This window comes from Streptomyces sp. NPDC006261 (genome assembly GCF_040613515.1).
Lineage (GTDB): Bacteria > Actinomycetota > Actinomycetes > Streptomycetales > Streptomycetaceae > Streptomyces.
On the sequence record NZ_JBEXSI010000073.1, the window covers coordinates 13247 to 27536 of the forward strand.

General features: G+C 70.9%; 13 protein-coding genes. 5 read left to right on the forward strand and 8 right to left on the reverse strand.

What is annotated here, in order from left to right:
• Positions 1-83 precede the first annotated feature (83 nt).
• On the reverse strand, positions 84-2738 hold the full coding sequence (locus ABZ154_RS31125; protein WP_356837713.1) for an FHA domain-containing protein: 2655 nt from the start codon (positions 2736-2738) through the stop codon (positions 84-86).
• 298 nt (positions 2739-3036) lie between these two features.
• Here ABZ154_RS31125 and serB point away from each other — a divergent pair, with 298 nt between their 5' ends.
• Entirely contained in the window at positions 3037-4338 is a 1302-nt protein-coding gene (gene serB / locus ABZ154_RS31130; protein ID WP_356837714.1) for a phosphoserine phosphatase SerB, read from the forward strand.
• Between the two features lie 96 nt (positions 4339-4434).
• Here the strand turns inward: serB and ABZ154_RS31135 are convergent, their stop codons facing one another.
• From ABZ154_RS31135 to ABZ154_RS31150, 4 genes are all read right to left on the reverse strand, one after another.
• On the reverse strand, positions 4435-4953 hold the full coding sequence (locus ABZ154_RS31135; protein WP_093693188.1) for a histidine phosphatase family protein: 519 nt from the start codon (positions 4951-4953) through the stop codon (positions 4435-4437).
• 104 nt (positions 4954-5057) lie between these two features.
• On the reverse strand, positions 5058-5321 hold the full coding sequence (locus ABZ154_RS31140; RefSeq protein ID WP_356837715.1) for a hypothetical protein: 264 nt from the start codon (positions 5319-5321) through the stop codon (positions 5058-5060).
• A 160-nt stretch (positions 5322-5481) separates the two neighbouring features.
• Positions 5482-5598 carry an SGM_5486 family transporter-associated protein gene (locus ABZ154_RS31145; protein ID WP_256859158.1) on the reverse strand — a complete coding sequence of 39 codons (117 nt, stop codon included), beginning with the start codon at positions 5596-5598 and terminating at the stop codon, positions 5482-5484.
• Positions 5599-5615: 17 nt separating this feature from the next.
• Positions 5616-6917, reverse strand: a complete 1302-nt coding sequence (locus tag ABZ154_RS31150) for an MFS transporter (RefSeq protein ID WP_356837716.1) — start codon at positions 6915-6917, stop codon at positions 5616-5618.
• A gap of 114 nt (positions 6918-7031) precedes the next feature.
• Between ABZ154_RS31150 and ABZ154_RS31155 the strand changes: the two genes are divergently transcribed.
• Positions 7032-7706 carry a FadR/GntR family transcriptional regulator gene (locus ABZ154_RS31155; protein WP_356837717.1) on the forward strand — a complete coding sequence of 225 codons (675 nt, stop codon included), beginning with the start codon at positions 7032-7034 and terminating at the stop codon, positions 7704-7706.
• A gap of 27 nt (positions 7707-7733) precedes the next feature.
• Here the strand turns inward: ABZ154_RS31155 and ABZ154_RS31160 are convergent, their stop codons facing one another.
• From ABZ154_RS31160 to fabG, 3 genes are all read right to left on the reverse strand, one after another.
• The gene (locus tag ABZ154_RS31160; RefSeq protein ID WP_356837718.1) at positions 7734-8105 is read right to left on the reverse strand and encodes a hypothetical protein; all 372 of its coding nucleotides are present in this window, start codon (positions 8103-8105) and stop codon (positions 7734-7736) included.
• Positions 8106-8289: 184 nt separating this feature from the next.
• Complete coding sequence (gene fabI, locus ABZ154_RS31165; RefSeq protein WP_356729505.1) at positions 8290-9057, reverse strand: enoyl-ACP reductase FabI; 768 nt, start codon at positions 9055-9057, stop codon at positions 8290-8292.
• Between the two features lie 5 nt (positions 9058-9062).
• On the reverse strand, positions 9063-9782 hold the full coding sequence (fabG, locus tag ABZ154_RS31170; RefSeq protein WP_356837719.1) for a 3-oxoacyl-[acyl-carrier-protein] reductase: 720 nt from the start codon (positions 9780-9782) through the stop codon (positions 9063-9065).
• 215 nt (positions 9783-9997) lie between these two features.
• On the opposite strand from fabG, the gene ABZ154_RS31175 reads away from it, so the two are divergent.
• Genes ABZ154_RS31175 through tyrS form a run of 3 tightly spaced genes read left to right on the forward strand, consistent with a single transcriptional unit; the run spans position 9998 to position 14236 of the window.
• The gene (locus ABZ154_RS31175; RefSeq protein ID WP_356837720.1) at positions 9998-11521 is read left to right on the forward strand and encodes a TldD/PmbA family protein; all 1524 of its coding nucleotides are present in this window, start codon (positions 9998-10000) and stop codon (positions 11519-11521) included.
• The gene (locus tag ABZ154_RS31180; protein WP_356837721.1) at positions 11518-12912 is read left to right on the forward strand and encodes a metallopeptidase TldD-related protein; all 1395 of its coding nucleotides are present in this window, start codon (positions 11518-11520) and stop codon (positions 12910-12912) included. The genes ABZ154_RS31175 and ABZ154_RS31180 overlap by 4 nt, the downstream gene beginning before the upstream one ends.
• A gap of 52 nt (positions 12913-12964) precedes the next feature.
• A complete protein-coding gene (gene tyrS, locus ABZ154_RS31185; protein WP_356837722.1) occupies positions 12965-14236 on the forward strand; it encodes a tyrosine--tRNA ligase in 1272 nt (423 codons plus the stop codon).
• Positions 14237-14290 lie beyond the last annotated feature (54 nt).

Sequence of the window (14290 nt, forward strand, 5' to 3'; positions counted from 1 at the left end):
CCCAGAGGTAGACATGCCGGAGGCCGGCACCCCACGGGGTGCCGGCCTCGGCGTCGTTCCGTACGCGCTTGCCCTCGCGTGGCCTACTTGCGCATGACCTCGGGCTCGTGGCGGCGCAGCAGCCGGGCGACCGCGACCCCGCAGACGAGGCCGAGGACCAGGAGGACGGAGACGTTGATCCCCCACTGGGTCGCCGTGTGTTCCCACAGCACGTCGAGGTCGGTCGGGTTCTTCGGGTCCCACGGCGGCATCACGTTGGCCAGGTCCAGCGTGGTGCCGGCCGCGGCCACGCCCCACCGGGACGGCATCAGCCAGGCGAACTGCTCCAGGCCGAGCGATCCGTACAGCTGGAAGAGGAGGCCGGTGAAGACCACCTGGACGAGCGCGAACATGACCAGCAGCGGCATGGTCATCTCGGAGGTCTTGACCAGCGCGGAGATCACCAGGCCGAACATCATCGAGGTGAACCCAAGAACCACGATGGACAGGCAGATCTCGACGGCCGGGGGCATGAGCAGTCCCTCGGCCGGCAGCTCACGGGCGGCGAAGCAGATACCGCAGAGGATGACGCCCTGGAAGGCCGTGATCACGCCGAGCACGATCACCTTGGACATCAGGTAGGCCGAGCGGGAGAGGCCGGTGGCCCGTTCCCGTTCGTAGATGACGCGTTCCTTGATCAGTTCTCGTACGGAGTTGGCCGAGCCGGACAGGCAGATGCCGAACGCGAGGATCAGCAGGATGATCCCGGCCTTGGAGTTGAACTGGGCCGGCGGGGTCGGCGCGGCCAGTCCGAAGTCCGCCGGGATGACCGCGCTCAGCACACCGATCATCGCGGGGAGCGCCACCATCAGGCCCAGGAAGAGCTTGTCGGAGGCGATGACGGAGACGTATCTGCGCACCAGGGTCCACAGCTGCGTGCCCCAGCTCTGCGGCTTCGGGGGCCGCATCTGCTGGGGAGGCGGCATGTGGACGGACTGCGCGGCGACGGCGTCGATGTCGGCGGCGTACATCTGGTAGTGCTGCGAACCGCGCCAGCGGCCCGCCCAGTCGTAGTCGCGGTAGTTCTCGAAGGCGGAGAAGACGTCGGCCCAGGAGCTGTAGCCGAAGAAGTTCAGCGCCTCCTCCGGCGGCCCGAAGTACGCGACGGCACCGCCGGGCGCCATCACGAGCAGCTTGTCGCAGATGGCCAGCTCGGCCACGGAGTGTGTGACGACGAGCACGGTGCGGCCGTCGTCGGCGAGGCCGCGCAGCAGCTGCATGACGTCACGGTCCATGCCCGGGTCGAGGCCGGAGGTCGGCTCGTCCAGGAAGATCAGCGACGGCTTGGTCAGCAGCTCCAGGGCGACCGAGACGCGCTTGCGCTGGCCGCCGGAGAGCGAGGTGATCCGCTTGTCCTTGTGGATGTCGAGCTTGAGCTCGGCGAGGACCTCGGTGATCCGGGCCTGGCGCTCGGCCTCGGTGGTGTCCGCGGGGAAGCGGAGCCTGGCCGCGTACTTGAGGGCCTTGGTGACGGTCAGTTCCTTGTGCAGGATGTCGTCCTGCGGGACCAGACCGATGCGCTGGCGCAGCTCGGCGAACTGCTTGTACAGGTTCCGGTTGTCGTAGAGGACGTCACCCTCGTTGGCGGGCCGGTAGCCGGTGAGCGCCTTGAGCAGGGTGGACTTTCCGGAGCCGGAGGGGCCGATGACCGCGATCAGCGACTTCTCCGGGACACCGAAGGAGACGTCCTTGAGGATCTGCTTGCCGCCGTCGACCGTCACCGTGAGGTGGCGGGCGGAGAAGGAGACCTGACCGGTGTCGACGAACTCTTCCAGCCGGTCACCGACCAGGCGGAACGTCGAGTGGCCGACGCCGACGATGTCGTTCGGGCCGATGAGCGCCGAGCCGGACTTCTGGAGCGGCAGACCGTTGACGTACGTGCCGTTGTGCGAGCCGAGGTCGCGGATCTCGAACCGGCCGTCGGGCGTCGCGTGGAACTCGGCGTGGTTGCGGGAGACCTGGAGGTCGGAGACGACCAGCTCGTTCTCCAGCGCACGGCCGATGCGCATGACCCGGCCGAGCGCCAGCTGGTGGAACGTGGTCGGGCTGCGGTCGCCGTAGACCGGCGGCGCCCCAGCCCCGCCACCATGAGCGGGGCCGCCGCCGTGGGCCGGGGCGGCCGGCTGGGCCGGTCCCTGCTGGTGCGGAACCTGCTGGTACGGCGCCTGCTGCTGGGCCTCTGGTGCCTGCTGCTGCCACGCCTGCTGGGGCGTGCCTTGGTGCTGCGGGGCCTGGTGCTGCCCCTGGTGCACGGGTGCCTGGTGCTGCGGGGCCTGGTGCTGGGCGGGTGCCTGCTGTCCGGGCCAGGCCGCGCCCGGCTGCGCGTGCTGCTGCTGGTGCGGCTGCTGCGCGGAGCCCTGGTGGGCCGCGCCCGGCTGACCGCCGTGGGCACCGGCGGCAGCGGTGAGATTCAGCCGCGGCCCGTCGGTGGCGTTGCCCAGGTGTACGGCGGAGCCGGGCCCGACCTCCGTCCGCTGGATCCGCTGGCCCTGCACATACGTGCCGTTGGTGGAGCCGTGGTCCTCGATGAACCAACTCCCCCCGCCCCAGCTGATCGTGGCGTGCCGCCACGAGACTCTGGCGTCGTCGATCGTCAGGTCTCCCTGCGGGTCACGCCCCAGGGTGTACGGCCTGGACGGATCGAGCGTCCAGGTGCTGCCATTCAATTCCAGTACGAGTTCCGGCACTCCGCGCCCCACTAGTTGTCCCCCGAGTTTCCCCCGTCGCAGGGAGTCTAGGGATGCTGAACATCGTGGGGAACTATTCCAGGAGCAGTCCCTTATCCGAAAGTCGGGCCGGTGAAGGCGGGCCCCGAAGAGGAGAAGGGGACAGGAAGACTCCCGTACCGTCCGAATCGGGGCAAGTGCAGCTATGCCGGCGCAGAGAGGACGGCAGGCGGGAGGTCCCGCACCTTTCCGCCTGGCCTCCCTGCCTTTCCGTCCGGCACTCGGGACGGGCGGCCGGGCGCGGCCGCGGGACCGATACGGTGGGAACACCATGAGCGCATCTCAGCCACCTCAGCCTCCCTCCTCCCCCGAGCTCCGCGATCCCTCTCGGACCGGCGGCGAGCCCGCCCGGGACAGCGAGGAGTCCCCTCCTCTCGTGGACAACACACCCACCCTCCTCGTCAAGATCTTCGGCAAGGACCGCCCCGGCATCACCGCCGGGCTGTTCGACACGCTCGCCGCGTACTCCGTCGACGTCGTGGACATCGAGCAGGTCGTCACCCGGGGCCGCATCGTGCTCTGCGCCCTGGTCACCTCGCCCACCGCGGGCGGGACGACCGAGGGCGACCTGCGGGCGACCGTGCACAGCTGGGCCGACTCCCTGAAGCTGCAGGCCGAGATCATCTCGGGCACGGGTGACAACCGGCCCCGTGGTTACGGCCGTTCCCATGTGACGGTGCTGGGGCACCCGCTGACCGCGGAGTCGACCGCCGCCATAGCGGCCACGATCACCTCGACCGGCGGGAACATCGACCGCATCTTCCGGCTGGCGAAGTACCCCGTCACAGCCGTCGAGTTCGCGGTGTCGGGGACCGGGACGGCTGAGCTGCGGACCGCGCTGGCGACCGAGGCGGCCGAGATCGGCGTGGACGTCGCGGTGGTCTCGGCCGGGCTGAGCCGGCGGGCGCAGCGGCTGGTCGTCATGGACGTGGACTCCACGCTCATCCAGGACGAGGTGATCGAGCTCTTCGCGGCCCACGCGGGCTGTGAGGACAAGGTCGCGGAGGTCACCGAGCAGGCGATGCGGGGCGAGCTGGACTTCGAGCAGTCGCTGCACGCCCGGGTCGCGCTGCTGGCGGGGCTCGACGCCTCGGTGGTGGACAAGGTGCGCGCCGAGGTGCGGCTCACGCCCGGGGCCCGGACCCTGATCCGTACGCTGAAGCGCCTCGGGTACCAGGTGGGCGTCGTCTCGGGCGGTTTCACCCAGGTCACGGACGACCTCAAGGAACGGCTCGGCCTCGATTTCGCCTCCGCCAACACCCTGGAGGTGGTGGACGGCAAGTTCACCGGACGGGTCGTCGGCGACGTGGTGGACCGGGCGGGGAAGGCCCGGCTGCTGCGGAGCTTCGCCGAGCAGGCGGGGGTTCCGCTCGCGCAGACGGTGGCCATCGGGGACGGGGCGAACGACCTCGACATGCTGAACACGGCGGGGCTCGGGGTCGCCTTCAACGCCAAGCCCGTGGTCCGCGAGGCGGCGCACACCGCGGTGAACGTGCCGTTCCTGGACACCGTGCTCTATCTGCTCGGCATCACCCGTGAAGAGGTGGAGGCGGCGGACGGCCTCGTCGACTGACGGTTTTGGCAGCGTACGGAAGAGGGCCCCGGCACGGGTGACGTGCCGGGACCCTGCGTGTTCAGGTGTCCGGCCGGACATCGGCAAGGGCGCCGCTCAGTCGTTCGGCGTCCAGTACTCGGTGAGCCTGCCCGCCCCGTGCTCCACGCTCTTCCAGGAGCCGGGGAACTCCACCACGGCGTAGGACGCCGTCGGGAAGCCGTCCCGGGTCATCCGGGCCAGCGTGTCGCCCTCGGCGGAGCCGGAGAGGGCGTCGGCGGCTCCGTGCATGCCCGGGTTGTGGCCGATGACCAGGAGGTTGCGGACCTCGTCCGGGGTCTCGTTGAAGAGGGCGATCAGTTCGCCGAGGGAGGCCTCGTACAGCCTCTCCTCGTAGACGGTCCTGGGGCGCTGGGCGAATTCGTGGACCGCCAGCTTCCAGGTCTCCCGGGTCCTGACGGCGCTGGAGCACAGGGCCAGGTCGAAGTCGATGCCGGAGTCGGCGAGCCTGCGGCCGGCCACGGGCGCGTCCTTACGGCCGCGCTCGGCCAGGGGGCGCTCATGATCGGAGGACTGCGACCATTCCGCCTTGGCATGCCTGAGAAGGACGATCCTGCGAGGTGTCTCGACGCTCATACACCTCAGCTTCGCATGAAACGCGGCCTCTGGCGCAGGGTGTTGACGGGCTCATCCGGAAGGTTGACGCGCTGGTCCGGGGTGGGTTCGCCGCAAAGCGTGGATCAGGGCGAGAGCAGGTGGAGCGTGCGCTCGATCAGCTGTCCGAGTGCGGGGTCGGCAGTGGCCGCCTGCGCCTGCCCCGGGCTCATGATCATGAGCAGCAGAGCGGCGAACGCGACGGCCGGGAGCGCCACGGCCCACCACGGAAGCCGTGCCTCCACACGGTCGGCGGCCGGTCGGGAGGAGACAGTCGGCCGGAGGGAGGAGACGGCGGGTCGATGGGAGACAGCCGGTCGGGAGGGCCTGGGGTGCGCAGGGACCGGCATGTCCGCCTCCGTGGGGTATTCGGTTCGTCACCGAAGAACCTACGGAACGGACCGGGCCGGTCCCATCCGGTGATCCACCCACTTCACCCTGACCCTGGCCCCCTAGGGGACAGGGGGGCCAGCCCCACCCCCCGCGCGGATCAGCAGGGGGCGGCAGGCATCAGGGGGAGGCGATCGAGGCGATCACGCCGATGACCACCGTGACGAGAAGCATCGCCCCGAAGACGAGGAGGAGCTTCTTCTGACCGTTCTTGGGCTGCGGATCGAGCACTGGCATGGGGCCAGTCTCGCATCTCAGCACTCGTCCTCGATGGTCCGGTCCCGCCCCGCCAGCACCCCGGCCACCATCTGCGGGATCATCAGGCCCGCCATCAGGGCGATCGGCAGCCCCCAGCCGCCGCTGTGCTGGTAGAGCACGCCGACGAGCAGCGGGCCCGGGATCGAGAGCAGATAGCCGGTGGACTGGGCGAACGCGGAGAGCCGGACCACGCCCGCCCCGGTCCGCGACCGCATGCCGATCATGGTGAGGGCGAGCGGGAAGGCGCAGTTGGCCACGCCGAGCAGTACCGCCCAGACCCACGCACCGGCGGCCGGGGCCAGGTAGAGGCCGCTGTAGCCGATCAGGCCGCACAGGCCGAGGACGACGACGATGGGGCCCTGCTGCTTGAGCCGGCCGGCGACCCGGGGGATGACAAAGGCGAGCGGGACGCCCATCGCCATGGTGACCGCGAGCAGGACCCCCGCCGTACCGGCCGAGACCCCGGCGTCGCGGAAGATCTGCGGCATCCAGCCCATGGTGATGTACGCGGCCGTCGCCTGGAGCCCGAAGAAGCAGGCGAGCCCCCAGGCGGTCGGGCTGCGGGTGATCCGGAGCGCCGGGGCGTCGGCCTGGCGGGAGACCTGACCGGGCGCGGGCTGACCGGGCGCCGGGGTGCGGTCCCGTACGAGTACGACCCAGGGCAGCACCGCGAGGGCGGCGAGTACGGCCCAGACGGCGAGCCCGGACCGCCAGTTCCCGCCCATGGCGCCGGTCAGGGGGACGGTGACGGCGGCGGCGAGGGCGGTGCCGAGGGCCAGGGCCATGGAGTAGAGGCCGGTCATGGTGCCGACGCGATCGGGGAACCAGCGCTTGACGATCACCGGCATCAGGATGTTGCTGACGGCGATGCCCATCAGGGCCAGCGCGCTGGCGGCCAGGAACCCGGCGGTGGAGCCGATGTAAGGGCGGATGACCAGGCCCGCCGCGATGGCCGCCATACCCGCGCAGACGACGGCGCCGGCCCCGAAGCGGCGGGCGAGGCGGGGCGCCATGACCCCGAAGACCGCGAAGCACAGCGGCGGCACGGAGGTGAGCACACCCGCCACGCTGCCGCTCATGTGCAGCCCGTCGCGGACCTCTTCGAGCAGGGCGCCGAGGCTGGTGATGGCGGGGCGGAGGTTCAGGGCGGCCAGGACGAGCCCGACGGCGATCAGGCGCAGCAGCCAGGGGGCGGGGGCCTCGGCAACTCGAGGGAGCTGCGGGGCCTGGGGGCCGGCGGGGGTGCGCGCGGCGCCGCCGCGGTTCACGGTCTGGGTCTGGGTCTCGTCGTCCGGCATGAGGCCATCATAGAATCATGGGATGATTGGTTGTCCAATCCCGCGGATCCCCGGATACCCGCTTTCCCTGAGAGAATCCGGCCCGGACCTGACAGCTCACGAGCAAGGAGCACCATGGCGCTGACGTCTCCACGGCGTTCGGCACTCTCCGACCAGGTGATCGCGGAGTTGCGGAACCAGATCACCTCGGGCGAGTGGCCGGTCGGTTCGCGCATTCCGACCGAACCGGAGCTGGTCGAGCAGCTCGGCGTGGCCCGTAACACCGTGCGCGAGGCGGTACGGGCCCTCGCGCACAACGGGCTGCTGGACATCCGGCAGGGCTCGGGCACCTACGTGATCGCCACGAGCGAGCTGGCCGGGGTGATGCACCGCCGCTTCGCCGCCGCCGACCCGCGCCACGTCGCGGAGCTGCGCTCGACGCTGGAGTCGTCGGCCGCCCGGCTCGCCGCCGTACGACGCACCGAGCGCGATCTGCGGCAGCTCGACACCCTGATGGCGCGGCGGGAGGAGGCGTGGGCGTCAGGGGACGCGGAGGCGTTCGTCGCGGCCGACGCGACCCTGCACCTGGCGGTGGTCGCCGCCTCGCACAACGACGTCCTCACCGAGCTCTACGCGGACCTGGGGGATCTGCTGCGCGACTACCTACGGGATGACGTGGGCCCCGAGCTGCGCCCGGAGAACCATGTGGATCACGCGCGACTGGTCGAGGCGATCCGGGCCGGAGACGCGGAGACGGCGGCGGCCGAGGCGGCGAGCCACGCCCTGAACTGCCTGGCGGACCGGGTGTAGGGATGGCCGGACGCCCTCCGGCCCCCCTCAGAGCGGCGCCGGACGGTGGCTGACCCAGGCGGTCGCGACCTCCTTCCAGCAGCGGTCCTCCAGTCGCACGGTCCGGCCCGGCGCCACAGCGACCGCGGCACCGTCCGCGTCGACGTCCCACCAGCGGGCGCACTCGGTGTGGAGCCGGACCAGGTCGGTGGAGGGGTAGGGGTTGTGGCAGTACGCGACGACCCGGGAGCCCTCGACCGTCGTACGGCACTCGGAGCCGGCCGGTTCGGGGATCGGGGGCGCCGCTGCCGTACCGGGGCCGGCGCCACGGGCGACGTGGACCCCCAGGGGTACGGCGAGTGCGGCGACGGCCGCCGATGCGGCCAGCAGGAGACGGGTGCGGCGACGCGTGGGGCGCACGGCGATCTCCCTCCCGCAGCCTGACAAGAGTCCGGTTCCTCCACATTCTGCGGTGGACCGGCCGACTTTTCGACCGGAAGGCCGACGGGCGGTCACGGACAGTGAAAGGCTCCCGGCCGCGTACCGCCTCCGCAGAGACGCGGGGGTACGCGGCCGGGGGCCGTCTTGCAGAGGTGGTGCGCGGTCAGGCGCCCATCATGTGCACGCCGCTGTCGACGTGGATGATCTCGCCCGTCGTCCGCGGGAAGAAGTCGGACAGCAGGGCCACGATGCCGCGGCCGGCCGGCTCCGGGTCGGACATGTCCCAGGCGAGCGGGGCACGGTGGTTCCAGACGTCGGCCAGCTCCGAGAAGCCCGGGATGGACTTGGCGGCCATGGAGCCGATCGGGCCGGCGGAGATCAGGTTGCAGCGCAGCCCGTCCTTGCCCAGGTCACGGGCGAGGTAGCGGGAGGTGGCCTCCAGCGCGGCCTTGGCCGGGCCCATCCAGTCGTACTGCGGCCAGGCGTACTGGGCGTCGAAGGTGAGGCCGACGATCGAGCCGCCCTCGCTCATCAGCGGCTTGCAGGCCATGGCCAGCGACTTCAGGGAGAACGCCGAGACGTGCATCGCGGTGGCGACGGACTCGAAGGGGGTGTTGAGGAAGTTGCCGCCGAGCGCGTCCTGCGGCGCGAAGCCGATGGAGTGGACGACGCCGTCCAGCGAACCGAGCTCCTCACGGACCAGGCCTTCCAGCCGGTCCAGGTGCTCCTGGTTGGTCACGTCGAGCTCGATGACCTTGGCCGGCTTCGGCAGTTTCCTGGCGATGCGCTCGGTCAGAGTGGGGCGGGGGAAGGCCGTGAGGATGACCTCGGCACCCTGCTCCTGGGCCACCTTCGCGGCGTGGAACGCGATGGACGACTCCATCAGCACCCCGGTGATGAGGATGCGCTTGCCGTCGAGAATTCCGCTCATGGTGATCAGTGACCCATGCCCAATCCGCCGTCAACGGGGATGACGGCTCCAGTGATGTACGACGCGTCGTCGGAGGCGAGGAAGCGCACCGCGGCGGCGATCTCGTCGGGCCGCGCGTAGCGGCCCAGCGGCACCTGGGACACGATGCCCCTGCGCTGCTCCTCGGTGAGCGCCTGGGTCATGTCGGTGTCGACAAAACCGGGGGCGACGACGTTGAAAGTGATGTTCCGCGAGCCGAGCTCACGGGCCAGCGACCGGGCGAACCCGACCAGTCCGGCCTTGGAGGCGGCGTAGTTCGCCTGGCCCGCCGAGCCGAGGAGGCCGACGACGGAGGAGATCAGGACGACGCGGCCCTTCTTGGCGCGCAGCATGCCGCGGTTGGCGCGCTTGACGACCCGGAAGGTGCCGGTGAGGTTGGTGTCGACGACGGAGGTGAAGTCCTCCTCGGACATCCGCATCAGCAACTGGTCCTTGGTGATACCGGCGTTGGCGACCAGTACCTCCACGGGACCGTGCTTCTCCTCGATCTCCTTGTAGGCCTGCTCCACCTGCTCGGCGTCGGTGATGTCGCAGCGGACCGCGAGGACACCGGCCTCGGTGAGGGCCTGGGGCGGCTCTCCGGAACGGTAGGTGATCGCGACCTGGTCGCCGTTGTCGGCGAAGGCGCGGGCGATGGCGAGGCCGATGCCCCGGTTTCCTCCGGTGACGAGAACCGAGCGGCTCATCGGATCACCCTTTCCTTGGCGGTCTGGTACGTCGAAAACCTATCGGTACCGTGCGCCGATCGAGGAATCGGGCCCTGACAGTGGCTTGTCCGGGGTGCTGTGGGGTTCCTACAGTTCGCACGGTTGCGTGCCGGGCACACATGTCCGCGATATCCCCGGCTTTCCCCGCCTTCCGCATGGTTCACTGCCGTCGTGTATCGAGAAGGGAATTCCCTGTGCCCCACGAGGTAGATCAGTCATTCCTGGCCCTGCCGCTGCGCGCGCTGGCCGACGCGGCGCTCGCCCGGGCGCGGGCGCTCGGCGCCACGCACGCCGACTTCCGGCTGGAGCGGGTGCGCAGCGCCTCCTGGCGGTTGCGGGACGCCCGGTCGGCCGGGGCTTCGGACAGTACGGACCTCGGGTACGCGGTGCGGGTGGTGCACGGCGGGGCCTGGGGGTTCGCCTCGGGCGTCGACCTGACGATGGACGCGGCGGCGAAGGTGGCCTCGCAGGCCGTCGCCATGGCCAAGCTGTCCGCGAAGGTGATCGCCGCCGCCGGGTCGGACGAGAGGGTCGAGCTGGCGGACGAGCCGGTGCACGGCGAGCGGACCTGGGTCTCGGCGTACGACGTCGACCCGTTCTCCGTACCGGACGAGGAGAAGGCGGCGCTGCTCGCCGAGTGGAGCGGGCGGCTGCTGGGCGCGGACGGGGTGGCGCATGTGGACGCGTCACTGATGACCGTCCATGAGAACAAGTTCTACGCGGACACGGCCGGGACCGTCACCACGCAGCAGCGGGTACGCATCCAGCCGCAGTTCACGGCCGTTGCGGTGGACTCCACGACCGGTGAGTTCGACTCCATGCGGACCATCGCACCGCCCGCCGGACGCGGCTGGGAGTACCTGACCGGGACCGGCTGGGACTGGGACACCGAGCTGGAGCAGATCCCCGGGCTGCTCGCGGAGAAGATGCGGGCACCGAGCGTCGAGGCGGGGACGTACGACCTGGTCGTCGACCCGTCGAACCTCTGGCTGACCATCCACGAGTCGATCGGCCACGCCACCGAGCTGGACCGGGCGCTCGGTTACGAGGCGGCGTACGCGGGCACGTCGTTCGCCACCTTCGACCAGCTGGGCAAGCTGACCTACGGCTCCCCCGTCATGAACGTGACCGGTGACCGCACCGCCGAGCACGGGCTCGCGACCATCGGTTACGACGACGAGGGCGTCGAGGCGCAGTCGTGGGACCTGGTCAGGGACGGCACCCTGGTCGGCTACCAGCTGGACCGCCGGATCGCGAAGCTGACAGGGCTCGGCCGCTCCAACGGGTGCGCGTTCGCGGACTCGCCGGGCCATGTCCCCGTACAGCGCATGGCGAACGTGTCGCTCCGGCCGGATCCGGGCGGGCTGTCGACGGAGGACCTGATCGGCGGGGTCGAGCGCGGGATCTACGTCGTCGGCGACCGGTCCTGGTCGATCGACATGCAGCGCTACAACTTCCAGTTCACCGGGCAGCGGTTCTTCCGCATCGAGAACGGCAAGCTCGCCGGGCAGCTGCGCGATGTGGCGTACCAGGCGACGACCACGGACTTCTGGGGCTCGATGGAGAAGGTCGGCGGCCCGCAGACGTACGTGCTCGGCGGCGCGTTCAACTGCGGCAAGGCCCAGCCGGGCCAGGTCGCCGCGGTCTCCCACGGCTGCCCCTCCGCCCTCTTCCGAAGCGTGAACATCCTCAACACGACGCAGGAGGCCGGACGATGAGCCGCGTCAGCAAGCCGTACGAGATCGTCGAGCGGGCCCTGGAGCTGTCCACCACGGACGGTCTGGTGGTCATCGCCGACGAGCGCTCCTCCGCCAATCTGCGCTGGGCGGGCAACGCGCTCACCACGAACGGGGTGACCCGGGGGCGGACCCTCACCGTCATCGCGACCGTCGACGGGGCGAAGGGCACCGCCTCCGGAGTCGTCTCCCGGTCCGCCGTGACCGCCGACGACCTGGAGCCGCTGGTGCGCGCCGCCGAGGCCGCCGCCCGGGGTGCCGGTCCGGCGGAGGACGCGCAGCCGCTGGTGAGCGGGGTGCCCTCGTCCCCCGACTTCACGGACGCGCCCGCCGAGACCGGCTCGGAGGTCTTCGCCGGCTTCGCCCCGGCCCTCGGTGACGCCTTCGCCCGGGCCCGCTCCGGCGGCCGCGAGCTCTACGGGTTCGCCAACCACGAGCTGACCTCCACCTACCTGGGTACGTCGACGGGACTGCGGCTCCGCCACGACCAGCCGACCGGGACGCTGGAGCTGAACGCCAAGTCGCCGGACCGGACGCGCTCCGCGTGGGCGGGCCGGTCGACCCGGGACTTCAAGGACATCGACCCGGCGGCCCTCGACGCGGAGCTGGCACAGCGGCTGCGCTGGGCGGAGCGGCGGATCGACCTGCCCGCCGGGCGGTACGAGACGCTGCTGCCGCCGACCGCCGTGGCGGACCTGCTGATCTACCAGCTCTGGTCCTCCACCGCACGGGACGCGGTGGAGGGCCGGACGGTCTTCTCCAAGCCGGGCGGTGGCACGCGGCTCGGCGAGACGCTCGCTCCGCTCCCCCTCACCCTGCGCAGCGACCCCCACGCGCCAGGTCTCGAGTCGGCCCCCTTCGTGATCGCCCACTCCTCCGGCGACAGCGGTTCCGTCTTCGACAACGGACTGCCGGTCGCCCCGACGGACTGGGTGCGGGAGGGGAAGCTGGAGCGGCTGACGACGACCCGGCACACCGCCGCCCTCACCGGGCTGCCGGTCGCTCCGGCCATCGACAACCTGGTGCTGGACGGGGGCGGAGAGCGGTCGCTGGAGGAGATGGTGGCCGCGACGACCGGGCGGGCGCTCCTGCTGACCTGCCTCTGGTACATCCGCGAGGTGGACCCGGCGACGCTGCTGCTGACCGGGCTGACCCGGGACGGCGTCTATCTGGTGGAGGACGGCGAGGTGATCGGCGAGGTGAACAACTTCCGGTTCAACGAGTCGCCGGTGGACCTGCTGTCGAGGGCGTCGGAGGCGGGGCGTACGGAGAAGACGCTGCCGCGCGAGTGGGGCGACTGGTTCACCCGGGCCGCGATGCCCGCGCTGCGCATCCCGGACTTCAACATGAGCTCGGTCAGCCAGGGGGTGTGACCCGCCTAGACTGACCCGTACATCCCTACGAAACGCAAGGAGCACCGGAACCGTGACGGACATCGTCGACGAGCTGAAGTGGCGCGGGCTGTTCGCCCAGTCCACTGACGAGGACGCATTGCGCAAGGCTCTCGCGGACGGTCCCGTCACCTTCTATTGCGGCTTCGACCCGACCGCGGCGAGCCTGCATGTGGGGCACCTCGTGCAGGTCCTCACCGTGCGCCGGCTCCAGCAGGCGGGGCACCGCCCGCTCGCGCTGGTCGGCGGCGCCACCGGTCAGATCGGTGACCCGCGCCCGACCGCCGAGCGCACGCTGAACGACCCGGAGACCATCGCGGCCTGGGTGCAGCGGCTGCGGGAGCAGATCGAGCCCTTCCTCACCTTCGAGGGCCCGAACGCGGCGACGATGGTCAACAACCTGGACTGGACCGCGGGGATGTCCGCGATCGAGTTCCTGCGGGACATCGGCAAGCACTTCCGGGTCAACAAGATGCTCACCAAGGACTCGGTCGCCCGCCGACTGGAGTCGCAGGAGGGCATCAGCTACACGGAGTTCAGCTACCAGCTCCTCCAGGGGATGGACTTCCTGGAGCTGTACCGCCGCTACGGCTGCGTCCTCCAGCAGGGCGGCAGCGACCAGTGGGGCAACCTCACCGCGGGCATCGACCTGATCCACCGCCTGGAGCCGGGTGCCACCGTGCACGCGCTGGCGACGCCGCTGATGGTGAAGGCGGACGGGACCAAGTTCGGCAAGTCCGAGAGCGGTGCCGTCTGGCTGGACCCGGAGATGACCACGCCGTACGCGTTCTACCAGTTCTGGCTGAACGTGGACGACCGGGACATCTCCCGGTACATGCGCATCCTCAGCTTCAAGAGCCGTGCGGAGCTGGAGGAGCTGGAGCAGCTGACCGAGGAGCGGCCGCAGGCGCGTTCCGCCCAGCGGGCGCTGGCCGAGGAGCTGACCACGCTGGTGCACGGCGGAGCGCAGTGCGCGGCGGTCATCGCGGCGTCGAAGGCGCTGTTCGGCCAGGGCGATCTGGCCGAGCTGGACGAGGCGACGCTGAGCGCCGCCCTCTCTGAGGTGCCGCACGTCCGGGTCTCCGAGCCCGGCCCGCTGGTGGACCTCCTGGTGGAGGTCGGGCTGGCGCCGAGCAGGTCGGGTGCCCGGCGCACGGTCAAGGAGGGCGGTGCGTACGTGAACAACGTGAAGGTCACCGACGGTGAGGTCGCGCCGGCCGCCGGGGAGCTGCTGCACGGGCGCTGGCTGGTGCTGCGCCGGGGCAAGAAGAACCTGGCGGCCGTGGAGGTCGTCCCGGCCGGCTGACGCCGTACCGCAGCACAGCGCCGCGGCCGGACACGCGTTTCCTGGCGTGTCCGG